Origin of the sequence: Streptomyces sp. NPDC092952 (assembly GCF_044754785.1) — a bacterium.
Taxonomy (GTDB): domain Bacteria; phylum Actinomycetota; class Actinomycetes; order Streptomycetales; family Streptomycetaceae; genus Streptomyces.
The window spans coordinates 817,441-842,682 of sequence record NZ_JBIVPT010000002.1; the positions used below are offsets into that span (position 1 = coordinate 817,441).

A 25,242-nucleotide genomic window follows, 5' to 3' on the forward strand; every position below is an offset into this window, starting at 1 on the left:
CCCGTACGCCCTGGTGGCACCCCTCGGAAGGACAGGGACACTCCCGGAACAAGACGCCCTTTCCGGGCCGATGGTTGCCGTACTCACGTTCGAGATGTCGCTCCACAGGCACTTCCGGAACGGCTCCGCCCCCACGAGCGCCGCTCCAAGCAGGCACTTATGGGCGCACAGCCGACGTTTCAAGATCGTTAAGCGGTGACCCGCGGGCGCGATGTCAGTGGCAAGTGCGAGGATGCCTCCAGCACGGACTGTGGGGTCGGGCCCCTCGGTGCGTGACGAACCCGTACCGGACGACGCGTCCGTGGCGGGCGGGGGGAGTCACAGGGCGTTTCCCCTGCTCGGCGCAGCGCGCAGAAGGGACCGCTGAACGGCGATGCAGATCCGGCTGACCGTCCTCGCGCCGCGCAGCGGCCAGACCCCGGCGCGCGCGTGCGACGTGCTGGTCACCGCCCCGCCCGGGACGGCCCTGGCCACCGTGGCCTCCCAGCTCGCGACGGCCGTCCTCGGGCCCGAGGGCCAGCTCGGCGGCGGCGCGGTGGTGCTCTACGCCGGGCGGGAGCGGCTCGACGGGCAGCGCTCCGCGCTGGGCGAGCCGCCGCTGGTGGACGGCGCGGTGCTCTCGCTCCAGGTCCCCGGCGAGGACGAGGCGGTGGACGACGCCGTCCCGGCGCGGCTGCACGTGGTCGCGGGGCCGGACGCGGGCGGGGTCCATCTGCTGCACGGCGGCCGGATCCGCATCGGCCGCTCCGCCGACGCCGACGTTCCCCTCGACGACCCCGACGTGTCCCGGCTGCACTGCGCGGTGACGGTCCTGGGCGACGGCACGGTCTCGGTCGCCGACCTGGGCTCCACCAACGGCACCCTGCTCGACGGCGCGGCGGTGCACGACCGCCCGGTCCGGCTGAAGCCCGGCGCGCTGCTGCGGCTCGGCGAGTCCACGCTCCGGCTGACGTCGGGCGCGCCCACTCCCGCCCTGCCCACCGCCCCCGACGGCGAGGGCCACCTCCGGGTCTCCGGCACCGCCGACGGCCCGCACCCCACCGCGCCCGCCGCCGCCCCCTCCTCCGGCGCCCCCGGTTCCTCGGGGCCCGGCTCCCCCGATCCCGGTCCGGGGTACGACGACGACGCGGCCCAGGCCGGTGCGGCCGGTCCGGCCGCACCGGACGGCGGGGCGCCGCGCCGGGGCGGGATCGGCGCCTGGGCCCGCCGCCTCGCGGGCGGCCGGGGCGAGGCCGCCCAGTCCGCCGACGGCCCGGGAGGTCCGGGCACCTCCGCGTCCGGCCCCGCCCCGGTCCCGCCGGGCGGCGCGGAGCTGAGCGCCTGGCCCGATCCGGCGGAGGTGCTGCTGACCGCGCTCGGCCCGGGCCCCCGGCTCTGGGAGCGCGGCGCCGGCCACCCCGAGGCGCTCGTGGTGCGGCTCGGCACGACCGACCGGGCGGAGCTGCCCTCGGTGCCGGTGACGGTGGGGCTGCGGGAGGCCGGTTCGCTCGGGCTCGCCGGGCCGCGGACGAGGCTGGCCGGGCTCGCCCGGTCCGTGGTGGCGCAGCTCGCCGCGCTGCACTCCCCGGCCGATCTGGAGATCGTGCTGATCAGCGTGGACCGGGCGCGCGGCGCGGAGGAGCGCAGACGCGAGTGGGCCTGGCTCGGCTGGTTGCCCCATCTGCGCCCGGCGCACGGCCAGGACTGCCGCCTGCTCCTCGCGCACGACCGCGACCAGGCCACCGCCCGGGTCACCGAGCTGGTCCGCCGGCTGGACGACGGCCCGCTCGGGCCCGGCTGGGCCAGCCAGGACCGGGCCACGGTCGCCAAGGCCGCGGCGCGGTACGCGGGTCCGTACACGGTGGTGGTCCTCGACGGCGACCCGGGCTCGGCCGCGCTGCGGGAGAACGCCGCCCGGCTGGCCGCCGCCGGTGCCGCGTCGGGCATCCATCTGATCTGTCTGGCCGAGACCCCGGCCGCCACCCCCACCTCACCGGTCGCGGCGACGTACGAGGCCGCCTGCCACGCCTCGATCCCCTTCCGCGAGTGCGGAGCGGTGGCGATGCTCAGCGGCGACGTGGCGACGGCGCTGCGGTTGTTGCGGACGGCGGACGGGCAGGCCGCCGGGCGCGGCACGGTCGCCGCGGTGGACGCGGTGTCGGCGCACTGGGCGGAGCGGTTCGGCCGGGCCCTGGCGCCGCTGCGCGCGGAGGGGGCGGCCCCGGCGCACGGCCGGTCGGCGGCCGCGCTGCCGACGACCGCCCGGCTCCTGGACGAGCTGGGGCTGGCCCGTGCCACCCCGGCGTCCCTGATGGCCCGGTGGGCCTCCACCGCCGACGATCAGCCCGGCGCCCCGGTGCGCGGCGCGGGCCGTCGGCCGGACGGCGGCCCCGCCCCGGAGGGCCGCGACCCGGACCGTACGGAGTACCCGCGCGCGGCGGGCCCCCGGGTGGGGGCGCAGCGGGTGGGCGGCGCCCCGTTCCCCGGCAGCGAGCACGCCACCCATGTCGGCGCCCCCGGTCATGTGCTGCTCCCCGGGGACGGGCTGGACGCCCCCGGCTCCGGGCGCACCGTCGCCGGGTCCGGTGGCCCCCGTGCCGCCGCGTCCGGGCCCGGCTCCTCGCGCCGGGTCAGCGGGGAGCGCGGCGTGGACGCCCCCCGGATCTCCACGGCTGCCCCGGCCGCCGCCTCCGTCGACGGCTCCGCCGCGTCCGAGGGGTCCGTGACGGTCGGGCGCCCCATGGTGGTGCTCGGGGCCGGGCCCCGGGGCCCGGTCGGTGTCGACCTGTCCGAGGAGGGCCCGCACCTGCTGATCGAGGGGCCGGCCGGCAGCGGGCGTACGGAGCTGCTGCGGGCCGTCGCCGCCTCGCTCGCCGCGGCCGCCCGCCCCGATCAGCTGGGCCTGATGCTGGTCGACGGCGCGGGCGGTGACCGGGGCGAGGGCCTCGGCCCCTGCATGGAGCTGCCGCACGCCTTCTCCCATCTGGTGGCCTCCGATCCGGTGCGGATGCGGGAGTTCGCCCAGGAGTTGAGCGGTGAGCTGAAGCGCCGGGCCGAGCTGCTCGGTCCGTACGACTTCGCCGAGTGGCACCACCGGCAGGAGGTGGCGCGGCGGCTGGTCGGTCAGCGCCCGGCGTCGGCCGCGGAGCAGCGCGGTGACGTGGACGCCCCGGCGAGCGGGACGCTCCGGCTCCGCTCCACCCCCCGGCCCGCCGCGCCCGGCCCCACCCCGCTGCCCCGGCTCGTAGTGCTGGCGGACGACTTCGACGCGCTGGTCGCCCCGGCGCTCGGCAGCCCGGGGCGCCCCGCCGCGGGTTCGGTGGTGCGGGCCCTGGAGGCGGTGGCCCGGGAGGGCGGGCGGCTGGGCGTCCACCTGGTCGCGGCGTCCGCCCGGCCCGACCGCACGGAGGACACGGACCTGGCCCACGGGGCCCGGCTGCGGATCGTGCTGGACTCCCCGGCGGTGCCGCGCGCGCCGGAGGGCCCGGCGCCCGGCCGGGGCCGGCTCGGCCATCCGGACGGGCGGGTCACCCCCTTCCAGGGCGGCCGGGTGACGGGACGCATTCCGCGTACGGCCACGCTGCGCCCCACCGTCGTACCGCTGGAGTGGGAGCGGATGGGCGATCCGCCGACCCGGCGCCCGGTCCGCGAGCTGGGCAACGGGCCGACCGATCTGGCCCTGCTGGCCAGTGCGCTGGAGTGGGCGGCCCGCTCGGTCGACGCCGATCCGATAGCGCCGCTCGGCCCCGTCCCCTCCTGACCGGACCGCACCCTGCGCCCGCCGGGTGCGGTCCCCGGTCCGTCCGAGCCGGGTCCGGACATGCCCCGACAATGCTCTGACCTCACGTCACGAGCCCATCACGATAAGGGAGTTGGGGCAGAGAGCGGTATTGCGGGCCCCCGGCACCGGGCGTAGGACTGTGCGCACACGACGATGTGAGAGACGGGGAAGCAATGCGCACAACCCTTCGAATCAGCAGGGCCGTCGCGGTGGTCACCGCCGCCGGCGCCCTCGCCCTCACCGGGTGCAGCAACGGGAACGACCACAGCACACCGAGATCGGACAGCGGCAAGGGCGGCTCGTCGAGCGTCACGCTGCCCAAGCTGGACGGCGAGAAGCTCTCGGTCGCGGCGGTCTGGACCGGCGCCGAGCAGGCCAACTTCGTCAAGGTCCTCAAGGAGTTCGAGAGCCGCACGGGCGCGGAGGTCACCTTCGTCCCGGCACAGGACCCGATCGTCAACTTCCTCGGTACGAAGATCGCGGGCGGTCAGCCGCCGGACATCGCGATGATCCCGCAGGTCGGCGCGGTCCAGCAGGCCGCGCGGAAGAAGTGGGCGAAGCCGGTCGGCCCCGAGGCCAAGGCCCAGCTGACCAAGAACTACTCCCAGGTCTGGCAGGACCTCGGCACGGTGGACGGCACCCAGTACGGCGTCTACTTCAAGGCCGCCAACAAGTCGCTGATCTGGTACAACGCCAAGGCGTTCGAGAACGCGGGCGCGAGCGAGCCGAAGACCTGGAAGGACTTCCTGAAGACCGCCGAGACGGTCTCCGCCTCGGGCGTCACCCCGGTCTCGGTCGGCGGCGCGGACGGCTGGACCCTCACCGACTGGTTCGAGAACGTCTACCTCTCCCAGGCCGGTCCGGAGAAGTACGACCAGCTGGCCCAGCACAAGATCAAGTGGACGGACCCGTCCGTCAAGGACGCGCTGACCACGCTGGCCGAGCTCTTCGGCAAGCCGTCGCTGATCGCGGGCGGCGCCGACGGGGCGCTCCAGACGGAGTTCCCGGCCTCGGTCAACCAGACCTTCACCGGGGGCGACCAGCCCAAGGCCGCGATGGTCTACGAGGGCGACTTCGTGGCCGTCAACATCGGGCAGACGAAGGCGAAGATCGGGACCGACGCCAAGGTGTTCCCGTTCCCGTCGGTCGGCGCCGAGGCGCCGGTGGTGACCGGGGGCGACGCGGCGGTGGCGCTGAAGGACGGCAAGGGCGCCCAGGCGCTGCTGACCTGGCTGGCCTCGGCGGACGCCGCGAAGATCATGGCCGAGCAGGGCGGGTTCATCTCTCCGAACAAGGGCCTGGACGACGCCGCGTACCCGAACGAGGTGCAGCGCACGATGGCGAAGGCGCTGATCGGGGCCGGTGACGCGGTCCGGTTCGACATGTCCGACCAGGCCCCGCAGTCGTTCGGCGGGACGCCCGGCAAGGGCGAGTGGAAGATCCTCCAGGACTTCCTGAAGAACCCGAAGGACATCGCGGGGACCCAGGCCGCGCTGGAGTCCGCCGCGGCCAAGGCGTACAAGAGCTGACGCGATGACGACAGCCGCAGCGGGGGGCGCCGGAGCGGTGCCCCCCGCCGACACGCACACGTCCGACGATCCGGCGCCCGACGGCCGGTCCCCCGGCCTCCGGCCGCGCGGCCGGAGCGTGACCGGGACCCGCCGGCTGGTCGCGGCGCTCTTCCTGGCACCCGCGCTGGTGCTGCTGGGCGCGCTGGTGGTCTATCCGATCGTGTACTCCGTCTACCGGTCGTTCCTCGACCAGGCGGGTACGGGCTTCGCCGGACTCGACAACTACAAGGCGCTGTTCACCGACGACACCATCCGTACGGCGGTCAAGAACAACGCGATCTGGGTGGTGGTGGCGCCCACCGCCTCCACCGCCCTCGGGCTCATCTTCGCGGTGCTCACCGAACGCATCCGCTGGGGCACCGCGTTCAAGCTGGTCGTCTTCATGCCGATGGCGATCTCCATGCTCGCCGCGGGGATCATCTTCCGGCTGGTGTACGACGCCGCCCCGGAGCGCGGGGTGGCCAACGCCGTCTGGGTGGGGGTGCACGACACGTTCAACGAGTCGTCGAGCTTCCCGAAGGCGCATCCGCTGCCCGTGCACCCGGTCAAGGCGGGCGGGGGCGGTTCCTTCGTCACCAAGGAACCGGTACGGGCCGGGCGGCCGGTCCACCTGCCGCTGGTGGGTGTGGCCCCGGCGGACATGCCGAAGGACGCGGAGCCCGCGAAGGAGGCCGCGGCGGGCGGCGGCGCGGTCTCCGGCACCGCCTGGCTGGACTTCACCCGGGGCGGTGGCGGGCGGCCCGATGTCATCGACGCCAAGGAGCTGGGCCTCAAGGGGCTGAAGGTCGAGGCGGTGAAGGACGGGAAGGTGGTCGCCTCGGCGACGGCGGCCGCGGACGGCACGTTCACCCTCCCCGCGGCGGCGGACGGCGCCGTGCTCCGGCTGCCCGCCTCGAACTTCGCGGAGCCGTACAACGGGGTGGAGTGGCTGGGCCCGGCGCTCGTCACGCCCGGGATCATCGGCTCGTACGTCTGGATGTGGGCCGGGTTCGCGATGGTGCTGATCGCGGCGGGGCTCGCCGGGCTGCCGCGTGAACTCCTCGAAGCGGCCCGGGTGGACGGGGCGAACGAGTGGCAGGTGTTCCGCCGGATCACGGTGCCGATGCTGGCGCCGGTGCTGACGGTGGTGCTGGTCACGCTGATGATCAACGTGCTGAAGGTCTTCGACCTGGTCTTCATCATCGCGCCGGGCTCCTCGCAGGCCGACGCGAACGTACTGGCGCTCCAGCTCTACCGCTCGTCGTTCGGCACGGACGCGGATCTGGGGATCGGCAGCGCCATCGCCGTACTCCTGCTGCTGCTGGTACTCCCGGTGATGTACGTGAACATCCGCCGGATCCGGAAGGAGGGGCGCCGATGACGACACCGTCGACCACGGCAGCGTCCACGGCCACGCGCACGACCGCCGGGGACGCCCCGGCGAAGGCCGGGCGGTCGCTCGGCGCCCGGATCGCCGCCCGTGCGGGCGGCGGCGCGATGCGGGTCTTCCTGGTCCTGGTGGCCCTGTTCTGGCTGATGCCGACGGTGGGGCTGCTGCTGTCCTCGCTGCGCGGGGCGGACGACATCGCGTCGAGCGGCTGGTGGAAGGTCTTCACGGCCCCCTCCCAGCTCACCTTCGACAACTACGCCCGGCTGCTGGAGAACTCCACCATCACCGGCTCGCTCCTCAACACGGTCATGATCACGGTTCCGGCGACGGTGCTGGTGGTGGTGATCGGCTCGCTGGCCGGATACGCCTTCGCCTGGCTGGACTTCCCCGGCCGCGACTGGTGGTTCCTGCTGGTCGTGGGGTTGCTGGTGGTGCCGGTGCAGGTCGCGCTGGTCCCGGTCTCCAAGCTGTTCGGTGCGGTCGGGATCTTCGAGACGACGCTCGGGGTGGTCCTCTTCCACACGGCCTTCGGCCTGCCGTTCGCGACGTTCCTGCTGCGGAACTTCTTCGCGGAGATCCCCCGGGAGCTGCTGGAGGCGGCCCGGCTGGACGGGGCGGGCGAGATCCGGCTCTTCACCCGGGTCGTGATGCCGCTGGGCGGTCCGGCGATCGCCTCGCTCGGGATCTTCCAGTTCCTCTGGGTGTGGAACGACATGCTGGTCGCGCTGATCTTCGCGGACTCGGGCTCGCCGCCGATCACGGTCGCCCTCCAGCAGCAGGTACGGCAGTTCGGCAACAACATCGACGTGCTGGCGCCGGGCGCCTTCGTGTCGATGGTGATCCCGCTGGCGGTCTTCTTCGCCTTCCAGCGCCACTTCGTCTCCGGAGTGATGGCGGGCGCGGTGAAGTAGCGGCAGGAGCGGCAGGAGCGGCGGGGGCCGTACGGGTCCGGGGGCGTCCCGGGGCCCGTACGGCTCCCGCCGTCAGCGTTGCTGTCCGGCCATCACCGTGACCAGGCCGACGACCACCAGCAGCGAGCCGCCCCAGGTCCACATCGAGGTCCGCTCGTGCAGCACGGTCGCCCCGGCCAGCACGATCAGCAGGTATCCGAGGGCGTTGAACGGATAGGCGATGGAGAGCGGCACCTTCGCCAGGGTCGCCATCCAGGCCAGCGCGGACACCGCGAAGACCAGCAGCCCGAGGACGACCCAGGGGCTGGTCGCCGCCCGCATCGCGACGGAGCCGCCGCCGTGGTCCGCGGCGGCCGCGGCGGTCTTCATCCCGTGCTTGAGCATGATCTGGCCGCCCGCCGAGGAGAACACGGCGAACAGCAGCAGCGTCAGACTGGGAAGGGTCAAGGTCCTGCTCCTGACTGCGGGGCCCGGCGGCCGCCGCTCCGGCTCCGGCGCCCGGGGCGCGGGGGTGGGACGGGGTACGGCGGGCTCAGACACCGACCCGGTCGGCGGCCGGGACGTACTGTCGGTTGAGGATGTCCTGAACATCGACGTGCTCTCCAGCGATGATCGTCTCGGCCGCATGCGGGGTGAGCAGTGCGACGTGCTGATAGCCGAACAGCGTCGGCCTGATCCGGGTGAGCAGCTTGGACGCGCCGCCCAGCGCCCCGGCGAGCGGACCGCCGCCGAGCAGTGACCAGAACGGCGCCCCGGTCGAGGCGAGTTCGAGGACGTCGTAGCCCGCATCACGGACCGTGCGGCGCAGGCTGGCCCGGGTGAAGAAGCGCAGATGCGTTTCGTCGAGGATGCCGCGCCGGTCGTAGCCGAAGGCGCCGAGGGCGACCCGCATCCGGGAGTACCAGTGGCTGAAGTTAGGCACGGAGAGCAGGACCCGGCCGCCGGGCCGCAGGACGTCGGCGATCCCGGCGAGCACCCGGTCGGGCCGGGAGAGGTGCTCGATGACGTCGCCGGCGACCACGTAGTCGTAGTCGGTGCCGAGCTCGGCCGGCAGGCCCTCCTCCAGGTCGGCGAGGTGGAAGTGGGTGCAGTTCTCGCGTACGCCGGGGACCTCGACGTAGTCGACGCCGGTCACCTCGTGGCCGAGGGCTTCCAGCCGCCGGCCGAACAGGCCGCCGGAGCAGCCGAGGTCGAGGACCCGGCCGGGCGGCAGCGAGCGCATCCGCTCCAGGATGACGGCGTGCGAGGAGCCGTCGCCCTCCTTGAAGGCGTACTCGACGGGCTTGGGGATCCAGCCGCAGGTGCCGAACCCCTTGACGGCGAGCCGGTATTCGAGGACGTCCTTGACGACGTCCTTCGCGTACTTCATGCCGTTGACGTAGCAGATCTCGTCGCCGTAGTAGGTGGGGACGGGGATCTCCTTGATCCGCATCCCGGCGTCGAGCAGTTGGACGATGATCTGGGTGTCGAAGTCGAAGGCGTCGGTGTTGCGGTGGATCGGCAGTTTCCTGAGCGCGGCGACGCTGTAGGCGCGGTAGCCGGAGTGGAATTCGGTGAGCCGGGAGCCGAGCAGGGTGTTCTCCACCCGGGTGAGAATGCGGTTCCCGAGCCATTTGTACATCGGCATGCCGCCCTTGAGGGCGGACCCGGATTTCATCATCCGTGAGCCGAAGACGGCGTCGCATTCGCCGCGTTCGATCGGCGCGACCATGTCGGGGAGGAATTCCGGGGCGTACTGTCCGTCGCCGTGGAGCAGGACGACGATGTCGAGTCCGTGCTCGGCGGCCAGGGCGTATCCGGCTTTCTGGTTGCCGCCGTACCCGAGGTTCTTGGTGTGCCGCATGACGTAGGTCCGCGGCATTCCCTCGGTCTGCGACCAGCGGCAGCCCGCGGTGAAGGTCGCGTCGTGGCTCGCGTCGTCGAGGATGAGGATCTCGGCGATCCTGGACCGGAAATCCGCCGGAATGCGGTCGAGGGTCCGCTCCAGTGTCGTCTCGGCGTTGTACGCGACCACCAGGATGCCGATCCTGGGGCTCGGGCTTTCCGTCACGGGGCGTTCTCCAGTCGCTCGGGGTGCGTGGGGGGATGCGTGGGGGAGGTTCAGTTGACGGTGGAGCCGGTGGGGTGGGAGGTGCGCGGGGCGGCGAGGCGGCCCTCCCCGGCGGGCGGTTCGCCGGGCCGGTCCGGGCGGGCGGCGAGGACCGTGCGTACGCCGACGGCCAGGGCGGCGGCCAGCACCAGCCAGCCGAACTCGGCGAAGTGCAGCACCGTTTCGTTCCAGCGCACGGCGGAGCGGCCCCGGTAGCCGAGGACCGCGGTCACCCCCAGCGCGCAGCTGTACGCGGCGCCCGGCCAGAAGCCGACGACGAACAGCCCGGCGGCCGGCCAGGTCAGGTACTGGAGCGCGGAGGCGGTGGAGAGCAGGAGCAGCAGGCCCATGACGACGCCGACGACGACGGGCGCCTGGGCGGGGCGCAGCCAGGCCAGCCAGACCCCGGCGGCGACGCAGGCCAGGACGAAGAGGAAGTGGCCGTCGCCCTCGATGAAGGTGGTGAAGGAGTCCGGCAGCCCGAACAGGTCGGCGAACCGCACCAGCCCCCAGAGCCGGAAGCCGCCGCCGGCGTACTCCAGCACGTTCTCCTTGAGACTCTCCGGCACGGTCGCCAGGACCGGCCCCCAGACCAGGGCGAACAGCGCGGTGAAGCCCGCGGTGAAGCGGAGGAGCGCCGGCCGCCCCGCCCGCAGCGCGACGACGAACAGCGCCGGGACCACCACCACGGGGACGAACTTGACGCTGATCGCGAGCGCGGCGGCCACCCCGGCGAGCAGCGGCGCCTTCCGGTCCACCAGCAGATGGCCGGCGAGCAGGGCGAAGGTGATGGCGACCTCGTCGGTGTTGCCGTGGTAGCCGGAGGTGGCGATCAGCAGGGGGCTCGCGGCCACGCCGATCCCGCAGGCGACGGCGGTGCCGAGGGAGGCGCGGCGGCGCACGATCTCGAACACGACGAGTGCGCAGAAGAAGTCGGCGATCGAGGCGGGGGCCCTGATCAGCGTTCCGAAGGGGATGCCCGCTTCGGAGAGTTTGTTGAGGCCCAGCAGCATCCATCCGGCCAGCGGCGGGTGATTGTAGACGGGCAGTCCGGGAAGCGGCTGTTCGTAGATCCGAATGGGACCGTACTGGACGATGGCCCGCGCGAATCCGCGAAAGATGTGCACATCGGCCGGGCCGCGCATATTCGCCGCGATCAGCATGCGGATGAGGAGACCGGCGGCAGCGGCCACGAGTACCGCCGCTCTCGCGCGGGGCACGTTCCAGGTCTCGTATCGCGTTCGGATACCCATGAAAGCAGAACGTAGCAACCCGAGGACGCTGAGCGATGTATCGAAGGCCGCACTTGTGCGGACCATTACGTGAATGCACTGGACGTCCGCATTCCCGCACGGTGAGCGTCACCCGAATGGTTCAGTGCGGCGCGGAAAGGAATCCAGGGTCCGTCCCTCGTGAATCCCTTACGGCGTCCTTATGAATTCCTTACGGCGGCTTTGTGGCGCGGGAATCGGGCGGTTCCTGAATCCGGCTCAGTGCGGCCGTACCGCGTGGTCGTCGATCAGCAGGTCGCCCCGGTCCCCGGCGGCCAGGCCGAGGGCGCGCGGCCCGTCGTCGTCACCGGCCAGCGGGTAGTCGCCGGGGAGGACCGGTCCGGGAACGTCGAGCGGGGTGCGGCGGCCGTCCGGCCCGACGAGCCGCAGCCGGTACGGGAGCCGGGCGCGGTCGGCCCCGGGCGCGGGGGCGGGCCGGGCGGCGGCGAGGGCGGCGAGCGGGAGGTCCGTGGTGAAGCGCCGCCAGCCCGCCGCCGAGGGGACGGCTCCGTCGTGCACCGTCACGGGGCGGTGGAGGACGGTGCCGGAAGGGCGGTGGGTGAGGGTGAGGCGCAGGGGGCCGGGGCCGAGGCCGTCGCGGACCATTCCGTCGATGACCACGGTGGCGGTGGCGTCGTCGGCGGTGCCCGCGCGGTGCGTCTCGAAGCGGGCGTCGATCCGCTCGGCGTGCAGCACCAGCGCGCCGTCGTCGTCGAAGGCGGGCACGATCCGGTGGTCGCCGTCGGGGCGGTGGACGGGCGGCGGTGGCGTCGGGCGGTCCGCCGTGAGCGCGGCGCGGCGCAGCAGTCCGGGGCCGGCGAGGCCGATCTCCGGGTACCAGGAGGTCCGTTCGCGGCCGCCGGGGCGGGGGCGGATCCGGGCGGGGTCGACGACGGCCTCGAAGGCCGCGCGGTCCCGGCCGTACGGGTGTCGGCCGGGCGTCCGGTCCGTGCGCAGCCGCAGCGGCACCGGTGCGTGGTGCGCGGCCCGGAGCCAGCCGGTCCGGACGCCGCCGGGCCCCGGTCCGCCGGGGAGGTGGGTGTCCCCCGTGAGGTGGAGGCGGCCGTCCCGCCAGTGGGCCGCGCGCAGCCGGGCGGTGAACGGCAGGTCCCGCGCGCCGAGCCGCAGCAGGGGGCCGGGGACCGGCCGGACGAGGGCCGGGTAGCGGGCGGTGCGGCGGACCGTGCCCCGGACGGTGAACGCGCCCGGCTCGGCCCGCTCGTCGGCGATCAGGGCCAGCAGCTCGCCGGTCCGCCGTTCGCGCACCAGGTGCCACAGCAGCCGGGCGGGCAGCGGCAGGGCGCCGAGGACGGCCGGGTCGACCTGGTCGGTGAACTCGTTGGCGTAGGTGAGGAAGGCGCGCCGGTACGCCTCGTCGCCCTCGGGGAGCGCCGCCATGAAGGGGGCCAGCTCGTGGGTGAGCGCATGGGTCTCGTAGCGCCGTTTGTCCTCGGGGCCGCGGTGCTCGTCGAGGAAGGCGGAGACGGTCAGCAGCTGGGTGATCCGGTCCTGGAGGCCGCGTACGTCGGCGGGCCGGCCGGTGGTGTCCCGCTCGCGCCAGTGGTGGACGGGTTCGCCCCGTACGTCGACGGCGCGGGCCAGGAAGTGGGCGGGCAGCACGACGGGGAGGTCCTCGGAGCGGGTGCCGGGCGGGAAGGCGAAGGCGTGCTCGTCCCAGAAGGAGCGGCGGAAGACCTTGTTGCAGACGGTACGGTCGGCGGCCAGCTCCCAGTGGCGGGAGATGTGGGTGCGCAGCCGGGTGGCGGCCGGGGCGCGCCGGGGGCCGGGTGCGGGGCCGAGCGCGCCGTCGGCCGTCAGCCGCAGGACCTGGCCGGTGGCGAGGTCGGAGCCGGTCCGGTCCAGGGTGGCGGTGAGCAGTTCGTACGCGTGGGGCGGCAGGACGTCGTCGCCGTCGGCGAAGGCGAGGTGGCGGGCGCCGGGGTCGCAGTGGCGCACGCCGGTGTTGCGGGCGTGCCCGGGGCCGCCGTTGCCCTGGCTGACCAGCCGGAACCGGCCGTCCCGGGCGGCGAAGGCGGCGGCCAGGGCGGCGCTGTCGTCGGTGGACCCGTCGTCGACGACGACCACCTCCAGATCGGCCAGGGTCTGCTCCGCGAGGGACCGCAGACACTCCGTCAGCCAGGGCGCGACGTTGTGGACGGGTACGACGACACTGAGCCGTGGCGGCATGGCGGGCACGTCCGTTCCTCGGGGCCTGGGGTCCGTACCTCTCAACCCCGCGGCGGCCCGGGGGTCACCACCGAGGGGTGGCGGTCTTTCCCGAACGGGTGATGCCGGTGGCGCCCCGGTTGCCGTCCCGGACCGGCTCCGCGCGCCCCCGGAACCGCCGTGGCGCACGGGTGACGTGGCCCTCGGCCCATCGGGGCGCATCGGCCGGGCGCGGTCGCGCGGCAACCTCGCGCCTTTCGCGCCGTCACCCGTTCGGGTCAGTGCCGGTGACCCGGGGCGTTCGCCCGTGTTGTCCGTGCATGAAGCCGCGCCTCAGTGTCGTCGTCCCGGTCCACCACCACGCGGACCATCTGGAGGACTGCCTGCGTTCGGTGGCCGAGCAGTCGGTCACGGACATCGAGGTGGTCGTGGTGGACGACGGCGCGACGGAGCGCGGCACGGCGGTCGCCGAGGGGTTCGCCGCCCGTGACCGGCGCTTCCGCCGGATCTGCCATCCCGGCGGCGGTCCGGGCGCGGCCCGCAACACGGGGGTGCGGTTCACCACGCCGGGCGTGCCGTACCTGGCGTTCGCCGGGGGCGACGGGATCGTCGTGCACGACGCCTACGCGCGGATGCTGGCCTCGCTGGAGTCGACCGGCTCCGACCTGGCGACCGGCAATGTGTGGTGGCTGACCGAGCAGGGGCGGCAGCAGGCCCGCCCGTACCGCTGGATGACCGACAGCCGGGCCCGGACGCACATCGGGCGGGAGCCGAGGCTGCTCGCCGACCGCCCGTCCTGGAACAAGGTGTTCCGCCGCTCGTTCTGGGACCGGCACGGCTTCGCCTTCCCGGAGGGCCGGTCCCACGAGGACCCCCCGGTGATCATTCCGGCGCACTATCTGGCCAGTGCGGTGGACGTACTGCACGAGCACGTCCACTACTGGCGGCTCCGGGAGGGCCGGACGGTGCGGCGGCGCACCGACGCGCCCGACGTACGGGACAGGATCGCGGCGTGCGAGCAGGTCAGCGCGTTCCTGGCGGGCCGGGGCGGGGTGGCGAACGCGGCGGCCCGGCGCCGCTACGACCTCTCGTGCCTGCGCGACGACTTCGCCTGTCTCCTGGAGGAGCTGCCGCTGGGCGGGGCGGGGTACCGGCAGGCGTTCATGGCGGGGGCCGGGGCGTTCCTGGACCGGATGGAGCGGATGGACGGGGCGGGCCGCGCGGACCGGGGAGTGGCGCACGAGCTGCCGGTGGAGCTGAGGGTCAAGTGGCAGCTGGTGAAGGAGCGGCGGCTGCCGGACCTGCTGGAGCTGCTCGCCTTCGAACGGGGCAACGGGGCCGGGACGTTCACGGTCGGCGGGGTGCCGGGGCGGCGGCAGGCCGTCTTCCCGGCCGTCCCGGACACCGCCCGGCTGACCCGGGCCGACCTCCCGGCGGTGGCGCGGCTATCGGAGGCGCGGTGGAGCGAGGACGGGAAGCTGCGGCTGCGCGGCTACGCGTACGTCCGCAATCTGCCGGCCGCCTCGCCGCGCCAGTCGATGCGGGTGGGGATGGTGCGGGCGACCCGGGGGCAGCAGCTGCGGACGGTGCCGGTGCGCGGGGTGCCCGCCCCGGAGGCGACCGTCGAATCGGGCCAGCAGGTGCACGGCTACCAGCACGCGGGCTTCGAGATGACGCTCGATCCGCGCCGGCTGCGGCCGGGCGGCTGGCTGGTGGGGATGATGGTGGCCGCGCAGGGCACGGCCCGCCGGGTGGCGGTGCGCGCGGCCGGGCCGGCGGCGGGCCTGCCGCTCGTCCACGACCTGGGCGACGGGCGGCGGGCGGTGCTCGACCACCCGGACGGGCGGCTGCGGCTGACCCTGGCCCAGCTGCCCGCCCGGTGCGAGTACCACCGCTTCGGCCGCGACCTGGAGCTGACCGGCCGGCTGTACGGGGACACCCGGCCCACGGCCCTGGTGCTGAGCTGCGAGGGGGTGGAGGACCAGGAGTTCGGCCACCCGGTGGAGTGCCGCCCGGACGGCCGTTTCACGGTGCGCGTCCCGCTCGCCGATCTGGCCGGGATGGCGGCCGTGCCCCCGGCCCCGCACCGGGCGCCGCGCGAGGTGGAGCCGGAGCCCTTCGGGCGGTGGCGGGCCCGGCTGGTGCTGGCCGACGGGGCGCGGGTGCCGCTCGCGGCGGCCCCGGAGTCGGCGCCGCCGGTGGTGGCGGACGCGATGGGCGAGCTGGTGCTGGACCTGAGCGGGCAGCCGTTCGTGGACGCCGCGGTGTGGACGCCGGACGGGGCTCTGCGGGTGGAGGGGGTGACCGGTGCCGGGACCGGATTACGCCAGGAGGAGGGGCCGGACCGGCTGGTCCTGCGGCACGCGGTGCTGCGGGAGACGGTGTCGGTGCCGGTCACCCACGGGGAGGCGCGGGACGGGGGCGGTGGCGGGCGCCGGTTCACCGCGTTCCTCGCGCCCTCGGTCGCGGCCGGGCTGCGCGAGGGGCACTGGGAGGCGGCGCTGGGCGGGCGGCCGGTGCGGGTGCTGACCTCGCTCGCCGCCCGGCTGCCACTGCGCCGGAGCGGGCCGGTGGCGGGGGCGCTGGTGCCGGGGCGGGAGTTCGCCCTGGACCGCTGCTCGGACGACCGGCTGGCGGTGCTGGCCGGGCCGGTGCTGGCGCCGGGCGACCGGGGCGCGTACCGCGGGGCGGAGCTGCGCGGGCGCCACTACCCGTCGCGGCGCGCGATGCCGATGCGGGACGCGGTGCTGTACACGGGCGGCGACTCCCCGCGCGCCGTCCATGCCGAGCTGCTGCGCCGGGGCGTGGCCTCGGAACAGCTCTGGGTCACCGACGGCGTACACAGAAACGTCCCGCCGACCGCCGTCCCCGTCGTCGAGCACAGCACCGCCTGGTACGAGGCGCTGGCGCGGTGCCGCCGCATCGTCACCGCCGACCAGCTGCCCGAGTGGTTCGAGCGGCGGCCGGGCCAGACCGTGGTGCAGACCTGGCACGGCGCCCCGCTCGGCCGCTTCGGCACGGATCTGGCCGGCACCCCGTACGCCGACCATCTGGAGCTCGCCACCCTGGCGCACCGCTCGGCCCAGTGGTCGGTCCTGGTCTCCCCCAGCAGCCACGCCACCGGGCTGCTGCGGCACGCGCTCGGCTACCGGGGCGAGGTGCTGGAGGCCGGTTCCCCCGCCAACGACCTGCTCTTCTCGGCCGACCGCGACCGGATCGCGAAGCGGGTGCGGCGCAGGCTCGGCATCCCGGACGGCCGCCGGGTGGTGCTGTACGCGCCGACCTACCGCGACCAGCTGATCCACCCCGGCCCGGGGCCGGGCGGGCGGCCCCACTACCGCTGGGCCCCGGCGCTGGACCCGGCCGTGCTGGCGCGCCACGTCGGCGGTGTCCACACGGTGCTGGTGCGCCGCCATCCCCGGGTGGTCGGGAGCGTGCCCGAGCGGCCGGACGTCCTCGACGTGTCGGCGCACCCGGACACGGCGGAGCTGCTGCTGATCGCCGACGTGCTGATCACGGACTACTCGGGCCTGGTGTTCGACTTCGCGCTCACCGGCCGGCCGATGGTCTTCCACACCAGCGATCTGACGCACTACCGCGACACGGTGCGCGGTTTCTGCCTGGACTTCGAGGAGCGCGCGCCGGGCCCGCTGCTCGCCGGTGCGGGGGAGATCGCCGCGCTGCTGCGGGACCGGGGCGCGCTGGAGGCGTCGGCGGCGCGCCACGCGGCGGCGTACGGGAGTTTCCGCCGGGACTTCTGCGATCTGGACGACGGTTCGGCGGCGGCCCGGGTGGCGGACCGGCTGCTGGCCGAGTAGGCGGTGGTCCGGCCCAGGAGGCGGGCGCCTCCCGGGCCGGGCCGGGGTCACTTGCAGCTCTTGCCCTCGCAGGGTTCGGGCCGGGTGTTGGCGACGGTGGTGGTGAGCTCGGGGTGGGCCTCGGTCAGCTCCAGGGGGCCGGTGACGGGGTCCCCGGGCAGCTCGTACCCCTCGGGGACGGCGGTCTCCTCCAGGTAGAACGTCCCCGGTTCCAGGTCGCCGAAGGCGCACAGGCCCTGTGCGTCGGTGGCGCAGGCGCCGCCGATCCGGGTGTCGGGGTCGGGGCCCGTGGTCTGCAGCCCGTCGATGCCGTTGGTCTCCCGCCACAGCTGGAAGACCGCGCCCGGCAGCCGCTGCCCGGTCTCCTCGTCGGTCTTGGTGACGGTCAGCCGGCCGGGCGGGACGGGGCAGGGCTCCCACTGGAGGACGGCCTCGCCGTCGCCCCGGCGGGCCCCGGTGACGAAGGTGGCGTTCGCGGGCCCGGTGCTGGATCCGCCGCCGCCTCCGGCCCCGCTGTTGTGGTCGGTGGGGGACGCGGCGCCGCCGCCCCCGCCGGTCGCCCCGCCGCCGCCCCCGCCGCCCACGCCGCCGTGCGGGTCGCCGGTGTTGTCGCCGCCGCGTCCGCCGACCGGCCCCACGGCCGACGAGCCGTTCCGACCGTTCGGATCGGGCCTCGGGACGTTGATGCCGCCCTGGCCGCCCTCTCCGCCGGACCGGCCGGGCTTGCCCTCGTCGTCCCCGGGCAGTCCGGTGCCGGGTTCGCCGGTCCTGCCGCCGCTCCCGCCGCCGATGGCCGAGGAGAAGAAGGACCCGCCCCCACCGCCTCCGCCGCCCGCCACGATCAGCGGGACCGCCCCGCTGCTGATGACCGTACGACCGCCTCCGCCGCCGGCGGCGATCCCTCTGATCTCGCCGTCCACCCGGTAGGCGCCGCCCATGCCGCCGCCCCCGTGGCCGCCCAGGGTGGGTGCGAGGGGGTCGGCCCCGCCGTGGCCCGCGCCCCCGACGTCGACGGTGAGCACCTGCCCCGCCGTCACGTCCAGGGTCGCGGCCACCTCGGCACCGCCGCCGCCCGGTACGTCGTACTGGCCGGTGCCGCCGGCCGCTCCGAACGCGGTGACGGACAGCGAGCAGACGTCCTCGGGGACGGTGAACGACTCGGGGGCGCCGGTGAAGACGAAGGTCCGCGACCCTGCCTGTCGTGCGGTCGGCGAGCCGGTCGCGAAGGCCGGGGCCGAGGGCGTGAGGAGCAGCGCCGCGGAGACCGCCAGCGCCGCGCCCGCGAGGCGTGTACGGGGAAGTGTCATGGTCGCAACGTATGCATGGCGGCCCCCGTACCCGGGCGAGGCGGCGGCAGCGGCACGGCGGCGCGACCTGAACGGCCGCGTTCCTTCACCGGACTGCCTCGCCGGGGACCGGGCGCACCGGCCCGGGGCGGTCAGCTCCGCAGGGCGGCGACGGCGGCGGTGGCCAGTTCGTCGAGGTAGCCCGCGGGGAGCGGGGTGCGGACGACGGCGAGCCGCCAGTAGAGCGGGCCGACGATCAGGTCCAGCGCCCGGTCGGGGTCGCTGCCCTCGGGCAGCTCGCCCCGGGCCACGGCGTCCCGGACGACCACGGCGGCGATGCCCTGCTGCGGGTCGAGCAGGGCGGCCTTGATGGTGTCGGCGATCTCCGGATTGCGGGCCGCCTCGACCAGCAGGTCCGGGATGACCTGCGAGGCGACCGGGTGGCGCAGGGCGTACGCGGCGAGTTCGAGCACGGCCCGGACGTCCCCGTGGAGCGAGCCGGTCGCCGGGGCGGGCATGCCCTGGACGGCGACGGCCGAGACCAGGTCGAGGACGAGCGCCAGCTTGGACTTCCAGCGGCGGTACACGGCGGTCTTGCCGACGCCCGCGCGCCGGGCGATCCCCTCCATCGACATCCGGGCGAACCCCACCGCGGCCAGCTCCTCGAAGACGGCTCGGCGGATCGCGTCGGTGACGTCCTCGCGCAGGACGGCGGCTCCGGCGGGGGCGCGGCGGCGGGGGCGCGGGTCGGTGGTCATGCCGGAAATCATAGTCCGTTACGACGGAACGGTTGCGTTGCGACGTGAGCACGTCCTACCCTCGGCGTTGCGACGATACGGTCCCGTCCCGTCGAAAAGACTCCCCCTTCCCCACCCCTTTCCTCGAAAGCGATCGTGGTGAGCCAGACAGCAGCCCCGGCGGCCCCGCCCGCCGACAGCCCCGTACCGACCCCCCTCCCGGTGTACGCGCCCGGCGAGCTCGCCGCGCTCGCCGCGCGGCACGGCCTCACGACGAGCGGCGCCCGCCCCTCACTGCCCGCGTACGTACGGCAGTTGTGGGGGCGCCGGCACTTCATCACGGCGTTCGCCACCGCCAAGCTGACCGCCCAGTACAGCCAGGCGAAGCTCGGCCAGATCTGGCAGATCATGACCCCGCTGCTGAACGCGACGGTCTACTACTTCATCTTCGGCGTGCTGATGAACACCAAGCGCGACGTCGAGGACTTCGTGCCGTTCCTGGTCACCGGCGTCTTCATCTGGACCTTCACCAGCAGCTCGATCACCGCGGGCACCCGGGCGATCAGCGGCAACCTGGGCCTCGTACGGGCGCTGCACTTCCCGCGCGCCTCGCTGCCGATCGCGCTGGCCCTGCAACAGCTCCAGCAACTGCTGTTCTCGCTCGCCGCGTTGGTGGCGATCCTGATCGGCTTCGGGCAGTACCCCCGGCCGTCCTGGCTGCTCGCCGTTCCGGCGCTGTTCCTCCAGGCGCTGTTCAACACCGGGGTCTCCATGGTGGTGGCGCGGCTGGCCGCCCGGACCCCGGACATCGCCCAGCTGATGCCGTTCATCCTGCGGACCTGGATGTACGCCTCGGGCGTGATGTGGAGCGTGGACAGGATGCTCCAGGGGGACCGCGTCCCGCACGCCGTGGTGATGGTCCTGGAGTGCAACCCGGCCGCCGTCTTCATCGACCTGATGCGGTTCGCGCTCATCGACAGCTTCGGCGCGAGCCACCTCCCGCCGCACGTCTGGGCGGTCGCCACCGGCTGGGCGCTGGTCTGCGGCATCGGCGGATTCGTGTACTTCTGGCAGGCGGAGGAGCGGTACGGACGTGGCTGAGACGACGAACGACACCCGGATCCCCACCGTCGTGGTGGACGACGTCCACATCACGTACCGGGTCAACGGCGCCCGGACCGGGCGGGGCAGCGCGACCTCGGCGCTCAGCCGGATCGTCTCGCGCCGCCAGGTCCCGGGCGTCCGCGAGGTGCACGCCGTGAAGGGCGTCAGCTTCGCCGCGTACCGGGGCGAGGCCATCGGGCTGATCGGCTCCAACGGCTCGGGCAAGTCGACCCTGCTCAAGGCCATCGCCGGACTGCTGCCCGCGACCCGGGGCCGGGTCCACACCCAGGGCCAGCCCTCGCTGCTCGGGGTCAACGCGGCGCTGATGAGCGATCTGACCGGCGAACGCAACGTGGTGCTCGGCGGCCTCGCGATGGGCATGACCAGGGCCCAGGTGCAGGAGCGCTACCAGGGCATCGTCGAGTTCTCCGGCATCAACGAGAAGGGCGACTTCATCACCCTGCCGATGCGCACGTACTCCTCCGGCATGGGCGCCCGGCTGCGGTTCTCCATCGCCGCCGCCAAGAGCCACGACGTCCTGCTGATCGACGAGGCGCTCTCCACCGGCGACGCCCGCTTCCAGCGGCGCAGCAAGGAGCGGATCGCCGAACTCCGCGAGGAGGCCGGCACGGTCTTCCTCGTCAGCCACAGCAACAAGTCGATCCTTCAGACCTGTGACCGGGCGATCTGGCTGGAGGCGGGCACCCTGCGGATGGACGGCCCGGCGGACGAGGTCGTCGCGGCGTACGAGCGGTTCACCTCCGGCAAGAAGAGCCCGGCCAAACGGTAGACTCCGCTGCCGCGCTAAGGGCCTGCCGGGAAATAACTTGCGTGTTCTGGCTCTTGACACTCCAGCTCAGTCAGGGTGTTCGAGAGCAAGTTATTTCCCGGCAGGCCCTTAGGCCCGACGCACACGGCGAGTTCGACGGCAGGCCCCGGCGCCGGGGGGACGGAGCCGGGCGGTCGAGGAGTTCGGGGGAAGACATGCAGGACGGGATACCCGGGCCGCTGCGGGCGGACGACCCCCGGGAGGTCGCGGGCTACGTCCTGCGGGGCCGGGTGGGCGAGGGCGGCATGGGCACCGTCTACCTCTCGCACACCCGCGGCGGCCACCCCGTCGCCCTGAAGGTGATCCGCCGGGACCACGCGTGCCAGCCGGAGTTCCGGACCCGGTTCGCCCGCGAGGTGGCCGCCTCCCGCCGGGTCTCCGGCTACCACCTGGTGGCGGTGGTCGACCACGACGCGGACGGCGAACGCCCCTGGCTGGCCACCCACTACGTCCCCGGCCTCCCACTCAACGCGGTGCTGGCCGCGCACGGGCCGCTGCCCACAACCGCGGTCCTGAGGCTGACCGGCTGCCTCGCCACCGCGCTGGACGCCGTCCACGCCGCCGGGGTCATCCACCGGGACGTCAAGCCCGGCAACCTGCTGCTCGCCGCGAGCGGCCCCTGGCTCCTCGACTTCGGGATCGCGCGGGCGACCGACAACCCGACCCTCACCACGGCGGGGCGGCTGGTCGGCAGCCCCTCCCACATGTCGCCCGAACACGCCCTGGGCCGGCCGCTCACACCCGCGTCCGACGTGTTCGCCCTCGGACTGCTGGCCGCCGAGGCCGCCACCGGGCTCCATCCGTACGGGCGGGGCAAGGGCCTCGCCCTCGCCATCCGGATCGCGGGCACCGACCGCGAGCCCCCGGAGCTGGACCACCACCCCTCGCCGCTGCGGGAGTTGCTGGCGCGCTGCCTGGCCGCCCGGCCCGAGGACCGCCCGTCCGCCCGGGAGGTCGCGGAGGTGTGCCGGGAGGGGCTCGGCGGTCCCGGCCTGCGGGAGTTCACCGGGTGGCTGCCGGATCCGATGGCCGCCGCCGTGGGCCGGATCGAGGCGGCGACCCGGCCGCGCCCGTCCGGGTACACCCCCACGTACGTGCCGACGGTGCGCGATCCGATGGCGGCCGAATGGAACCGCCGGGTGCGAGGAAATCCCTCTCCGCACAGCTGATTTGACGGTTCGCGGGCTGCCGTATTCTCGTTCCGCAGATGTGCAGTGACGAGCGGGGGAGGCTCTCATCAGTACCAGCGGCGGCGACGTGCTCGCACCTCTTGGCCCGCGGGATCCGCGCGAGATCTCCGGCTACCGGCTGCTCGCCCGGATCGGCGAGGGCGGCATGGGCACCGTCTACCTCTCGCACACCCGGGGCGGCCAGGCCGTCGCGCTGAAGCTGATCCGCCGCGAGTTCGGCGACGACCCGGAGTTCCGCCGCCGGTTCGAGCAGGAGGTCCAGTCCGCCCGGCGCGTCCAGGGCTACCACCTGGTGCCGGTCGTCGACCACGACACCTCCGGCCCGCTCCCCTGGCTGGCCTCGGCGTTCGTGCCCGGCCTGGCGCTCCAGGCGGCCGTCGGGGCACACGGCCCGCTGCCGCTCACCGCCGTCTTCCAGCTCGTCGGCTGCACCGCGCGGGCACTCGTCGCCATCCACGCGGCCGGGGTCGTCCACCGCGATCTGAAGCCCGGCAACATCCTGCTCGGCGCCACCGGCCCGTACGTCATCGACTTCGGGATCGCCCGCGCCGCCGACGCGACCCAGCTCACCGGCAGCGGGGTCATCGGCACACCGCAGTTCATGTCGCCGGAGCACGCCCTCGGCGAGCCGGTCGGCCCGGCCACGGACGTCTTCTCGCTGGGGCTGATCGCGGCCGTAGCGGCGACCGGACGGCACCCGTACGGGGCTGGCGGCGCCCTCACCGTCGCCGCCCAGATCGCCAACACCGAGCACCGCCCGCCCCGGCTGGACGGCTACCCGGACGAGCTGCGCCCGCTGCTGGAGCGCTGCCTCACCGCCGACCCGGGCGCGCGCATCGCCCCCGCCGAGCTGGCCGCCCTGTGCGAGCGGGCCGCCGGACGGCCGCTCCAGGAGTTCGACGGCTGGCTGCCCGCGCCGCTCACCGCCCTGATCGCCGAGCGCGAGCGGGCCGCGCAGCTCCCCACGGACCCGGCGGCCCAGCCCACCTATCCGCCGGGCACGGTTCCGCCACCGGCCGGAACCACCGTCCCCGGCGCCCCGGTCCCGCCGGACGGCCGATCCGGATACGGGACGACCCAGGCACCCAGCGCCCCCGGCATGCCTCCCGGCGCCACCGTGCCCACCGTCCCCCGGCACCCTCCCGTGTACGGTCCGGCGCCGGCAGCTGCACCCGCCGCGAAGTCCCGCGGACCGGTGCGGGTCGTGGTGGCCGCCGGGGTGGCGCTGCTGCTGGTCGCGGGGACGTGGGTGATCGCCACTCACGGCAACGACAAGGGCGACGACACCGCGCGCGACTCCACCCCGACCAGCGACACCGAGCGCGACGACCGGCCCTCGTCCCCGGGGCCCGACCAGGACCGGCAGCCGTCGGACACCACCACCCCCACGCAGCAGAGCGGCTACGAGGTGATCTTCAAGGACCGGCCGTTCGCCCTGCGGGCACCCGCCGAGCCGAATGTCATCGGCATCGACCTCGACGAGCCGAGGGTGTCGGGCCCCGGAGAATTCACCGACAGCGACGACGAGTTGGAGCTGAGCGAGGTGTCGGGCGGCAGATGGACCTTCCGTACGCCGATGGGCAAGAGCACCGGAGCAACCCCCAAGCAGTGCCTTCAGGGCTCACAGTCCGACGTGCTTCCGTCCGAGATCGAGGAGGGCGAACTCCAGCTCGGCCGCACCCTCCCGGTGGGCACCCGGCTGTGCACCGTGACGTCCGACCGCAACCTCGCCATGCTGAAGATCACCAAGGTGGAGAGGCGCTCCACCAACGATCTGCCGGACTACTTCACCGAACTCACCCTCTGGCGGCAGCGGTAGGCACCACGTCTCCCGTCCCCGCCCGCCGTCCCGCGGGAGCGCGCGACCGCTCCTGCGCCCGCCGGAACTCCGGGGCCGTCGAGAACGTCGGTCCCATCGCACCCGTGTCAGGGTTCATGTGCCGTCGACCCCTCTTCGGGAAGTGCCCGTCCCGATGAGGGGACTTCCCGGAAGGCGACCCGTAATGGAAGAGCACCTCACCACGGACTTCGAGACGGCCTGCTTCCTGGTGGACCTCTCCAACGTCGTGCGCCACCGCGCGCTGGGCGGGCCCGGCGCGCGCTCGCTGCACCGGCTGCGGCTCGTCCTGGACGCCGCGAAGGAGCTGGCCCGCGACCCGGACGTCAAGCTGTACCTGGTCGCCGACGCGAGCCTGCGGGATGGCGGGCGGCGGGAGTTCACCGACCCCGACGACGTACGGCGGCTCGGCCGCTGGGCGTCGCTCGGCCTGATGGAGGAGTTGCCGGACGCCGACGACCGCCTCCTCGAACTCTGCGAGTACACCGGCATCCCGGTCATCACCGGCGACCGCTTCCGGGGCCACCGCGACACCCACTCCTGGCTCCAGGGCAACACGGACGACTTCCTGGAGCCGGTCCCGGCCCCGGGCGGCACCGTACGGCTGGTCCCCGTCGATCTGGAGGTGGCCGGCGCACCGGCCATCTCCCGGAAGATGGAGGACGACGTGCTGAAGAAGATGGGGCTGCTCGACACCGGCCGCTCCCCGCGCCTGGACGTGGTCGGCCGGGACTGGCGCTGCGTGGACGACCGCTGCACGCTCTACGACACCCGCCGGGGCACCGCCGCCCTGCTGCCGCGCGTGATCAAGGGCGTACCGCGCTGCCAGGCCCACGGCGGCCGGCTGGTCGACGTCGGCCCGCGCACCCTGACCGTTCAGCTGAAACTGCTGGTGGACGGCGTGCTGACGGCCCGGTTCACGCTGGAGGACGGCTCGACGGTGAAGGTCGGCCGGGCGCCGGGCGAGGGCGGGCTGTCCCTGCACGGGCTCGTTCCCGAGCGGCACACGGCCGGGCTCAGCCGCACCCATGTCGAGCTGCGGGTGACCGGCGGCATCGTCCACGTACGCGACCGCAGCACGTACGGCACCCGGTGGCGCTCGGCGGCCGGGAAGGCGGGTCCGGGCCCGTGGCGGCGGCTCGGCGACGACGAGCGGCAGTACCGCGGCGGGGACGAGCTCCAACTGGTCGACGGGGTGGTCCTGGCCCGCAGCGGGCGCCGCTTCCCGACCGAGCTGGCCCGGTCGTGGCAGAGCCGCCCGCCGCTCCCGCCGGAGGCGGCGGGCGACACCCGCCTGCGCTGAC

At 74.4% G+C, this 25,242-nt stretch carries 16 protein-coding genes; 10 read left to right on the plus strand and 6 right to left on the minus strand.

Annotated elements, in window-relative coordinates; genetic code table 11:
• Nucleotides 1–373: 373 nt before the first annotated feature.
• From ACIQGQ_RS07565 to ACIQGQ_RS07580, 4 genes are all read left to right on the plus strand, one after another.
• Nucleotides 374–3,739 carry an FHA domain-containing protein gene (locus tag ACIQGQ_RS07565; protein ID WP_402391879.1) on the plus strand — a complete coding sequence of 1,122 codons (3,366 nt, stop codon included), beginning with the start codon at nucleotides 374–376 and terminating at the stop codon, nucleotides 3,737–3,739.
• Between the two features lie 194 nt (nucleotides 3,740–3,933).
• Complete coding sequence (locus tag ACIQGQ_RS07570; RefSeq protein WP_402391882.1) at nucleotides 3,934–5,289, plus strand: ABC transporter substrate-binding protein; 1,356 nt, start codon at nucleotides 3,934–3,936, stop codon at nucleotides 5,287–5,289.
• A 4-nt stretch (nucleotides 5,290–5,293) separates the two neighbouring features.
• Nucleotides 5,294–6,691 (plus strand): carbohydrate ABC transporter permease, encoded by a 1,398-nt coding sequence (locus tag ACIQGQ_RS07575; protein ID WP_402391885.1) that lies wholly within the window; start codon nucleotides 5,294–5,296, stop codon nucleotides 6,689–6,691.
• Nucleotides 6,688–7,611, plus strand: coding sequence for a carbohydrate ABC transporter permease (locus tag ACIQGQ_RS07580; protein ID WP_402391888.1), 924 nt, complete (start codon nucleotides 6,688–6,690; stop codon nucleotides 7,609–7,611). Before ACIQGQ_RS07575 ends, ACIQGQ_RS07580 begins: the two co-directional genes overlap by 4 nt.
• A 72-nt stretch (nucleotides 7,612–7,683) precedes the next feature.
• Here the strand turns inward: ACIQGQ_RS07580 and ACIQGQ_RS07585 are convergent, their stop codons facing one another.
• From ACIQGQ_RS07585 to ACIQGQ_RS07600, 4 genes are all read right to left on the minus strand, one after another.
• Nucleotides 7,684–8,058, minus strand: a complete 375-nt coding sequence (locus tag ACIQGQ_RS07585; protein ID WP_402391890.1) for a hypothetical protein — start codon at nucleotides 8,056–8,058, stop codon at nucleotides 7,684–7,686.
• A gap of 85 nt (nucleotides 8,059–8,143) precedes the next feature.
• Nucleotides 8,144–9,661: a methyltransferase domain-containing protein gene (locus ACIQGQ_RS07590; protein ID WP_402391892.1), complete on the minus strand. Its 1,518-nt coding sequence runs from the start codon at nucleotides 9,659–9,661 to the stop codon at nucleotides 8,144–8,146.
• A gap of 50 nt (nucleotides 9,662–9,711) precedes the next feature.
• Nucleotides 9,712–10,953 (minus strand): glycosyltransferase family 39 protein, encoded by a 1,242-nt coding sequence (locus ACIQGQ_RS07595; RefSeq protein ID WP_402391895.1) that lies wholly within the window; start codon nucleotides 10,951–10,953, stop codon nucleotides 9,712–9,714.
• Nucleotides 10,954–11,190: 237 nt separating this feature from the next.
• Entirely contained in the window at nucleotides 11,191–13,158 is a 1,968-nt protein-coding gene (locus tag ACIQGQ_RS07600) for a glycosyltransferase family 2 protein (protein WP_402392016.1), read from the minus strand.
• A 299-nt stretch (nucleotides 13,159–13,457) separates the two neighbouring features.
• Here ACIQGQ_RS07600 and ACIQGQ_RS07605 point away from each other — a divergent pair, with 299 nt between their 5' ends.
• Nucleotides 13,458–16,955 carry a CDP-glycerol glycerophosphotransferase family protein gene (locus tag ACIQGQ_RS07605; protein ID WP_402391897.1) on the plus strand — a complete coding sequence of 1,166 codons (3,498 nt, stop codon included), beginning with the start codon at nucleotides 13,458–13,460 and terminating at the stop codon, nucleotides 16,953–16,955.
• A gap of 47 nt (nucleotides 16,956–17,002) precedes the next feature.
• Here ACIQGQ_RS07605 and ACIQGQ_RS07610 read toward each other — a convergent pair whose 3' ends face one another.
• Both ACIQGQ_RS07610 and ACIQGQ_RS07615 read right to left on the minus strand, forming a co-directional pair.
• Complete coding sequence (locus ACIQGQ_RS07610) at nucleotides 17,003–18,262, minus strand: prealbumin-like fold domain-containing protein (RefSeq protein ID WP_402391900.1); 1,260 nt, start codon at nucleotides 18,260–18,262, stop codon at nucleotides 17,003–17,005.
• 131 nt (nucleotides 18,263–18,393) lie between these two features.
• Nucleotides 18,394–18,999: a TetR/AcrR family transcriptional regulator gene (locus tag ACIQGQ_RS07615; protein ID WP_392279380.1), complete on the minus strand. Its 606-nt coding sequence runs from the start codon at nucleotides 18,997–18,999 to the stop codon at nucleotides 18,394–18,396.
• Between the two features lie 135 nt (nucleotides 19,000–19,134).
• Between ACIQGQ_RS07615 and ACIQGQ_RS07620 the strand changes: the two genes are divergently transcribed.
• The 5 genes from ACIQGQ_RS07620 to ACIQGQ_RS07640 all read left to right on the plus strand — a co-directional run bounded on the left by ACIQGQ_RS07620 (nucleotide 19,135) and on the right by ACIQGQ_RS07640 (nucleotide 25,241).
• Complete coding sequence (locus tag ACIQGQ_RS07620) at nucleotides 19,135–20,079, plus strand: ABC transporter permease (protein WP_402391903.1); 945 nt, start codon at nucleotides 19,135–19,137, stop codon at nucleotides 20,077–20,079.
• A complete protein-coding gene (locus ACIQGQ_RS07625) occupies nucleotides 20,072–20,872 on the plus strand; it encodes an ABC transporter ATP-binding protein (protein ID WP_402391905.1) in 801 nt (266 codons plus the stop codon). The genes ACIQGQ_RS07620 and ACIQGQ_RS07625 overlap by 8 nt, the downstream gene beginning before the upstream one ends.
• A gap of 194 nt (nucleotides 20,873–21,066) precedes the next feature.
• Nucleotides 21,067–22,080, plus strand: a complete 1,014-nt coding sequence (locus tag ACIQGQ_RS07630) for a serine/threonine-protein kinase (RefSeq protein ID WP_402391908.1) — start codon at nucleotides 21,067–21,069, stop codon at nucleotides 22,078–22,080.
• Nucleotides 22,081–22,168: 88 nt separating this feature from the next.
• Nucleotides 22,169–23,920: a protein kinase gene (locus ACIQGQ_RS07635; RefSeq protein WP_402391910.1), complete on the plus strand. Its 1,752-nt coding sequence runs from the start codon at nucleotides 22,169–22,171 to the stop codon at nucleotides 23,918–23,920.
• 184 nt (nucleotides 23,921–24,104) lie between these two features.
• Nucleotides 24,105–25,241, plus strand: a complete 1,137-nt coding sequence (locus ACIQGQ_RS07640; RefSeq protein ID WP_402391913.1) for an FHA domain-containing protein — start codon at nucleotides 24,105–24,107, stop codon at nucleotides 25,239–25,241.
• Nucleotide 25,242 lies beyond the last annotated feature (1 nt).

Excerpts from the sequence above, each read along its gene's own strand:
- ACIQGQ_RS07565 (WP_402391879.1), top strand. The coding sequence starts at position 374 with ATGCAGATCCGGCTGACCGTCCTCGCGCCGCGCAGCGGCCAGACCCCG.
- ACIQGQ_RS07570 (WP_402391882.1), top strand. The coding sequence starts at position 3,934 with ATGCGCACAACCCTTCGAATCAGCAGGGCCGTCGCGGTGGTCACCGCC.
- ACIQGQ_RS07575 (WP_402391885.1), top strand. The coding sequence starts at position 5,294 with ATGACGACAGCCGCAGCGGGGGGCGCCGGAGCGGTGCCCCCCGCCGAC.
- ACIQGQ_RS07580 (WP_402391888.1), top strand. The coding sequence starts at position 6,688 with ATGACGACACCGTCGACCACGGCAGCGTCCACGGCCACGCGCACGACC.
- ACIQGQ_RS07595 (WP_402391895.1), bottom strand. The coding sequence starts at position 10,953 with ATGGGTATCCGAACGCGATACGAGACCTGGAACGTGCCCCGCGCGAGA.
- ACIQGQ_RS07600 (WP_402392016.1), bottom strand. The coding sequence starts at position 13,158 with ATGCCGCCACGGCTCAGTGTCGTCGTACCCGTCCACAACGTCGCGCCC.
- ACIQGQ_RS07605 (WP_402391897.1), top strand. The coding sequence starts at position 13,458 with ATGAAGCCGCGCCTCAGTGTCGTCGTCCCGGTCCACCACCACGCGGAC.
- ACIQGQ_RS07610 (WP_402391900.1), bottom strand. The coding sequence starts at position 18,262 with ATGACACTTCCCCGTACACGCCTCGCGGGCGCGGCGCTGGCGGTCTCC.
- ACIQGQ_RS07615 (WP_392279380.1), bottom strand. The coding sequence starts at position 18,999 with ATGACCACCGACCCGCGCCCCCGCCGCCGCGCCCCCGCCGGAGCCGCC.
- ACIQGQ_RS07630 (WP_402391908.1), top strand. The coding sequence starts at position 21,067 with ATGCAGGACGGGATACCCGGGCCGCTGCGGGCGGACGACCCCCGGGAG.
- ACIQGQ_RS07640 (WP_402391913.1), top strand. The coding sequence starts at position 24,105 with ATGGAAGAGCACCTCACCACGGACTTCGAGACGGCCTGCTTCCTGGTG.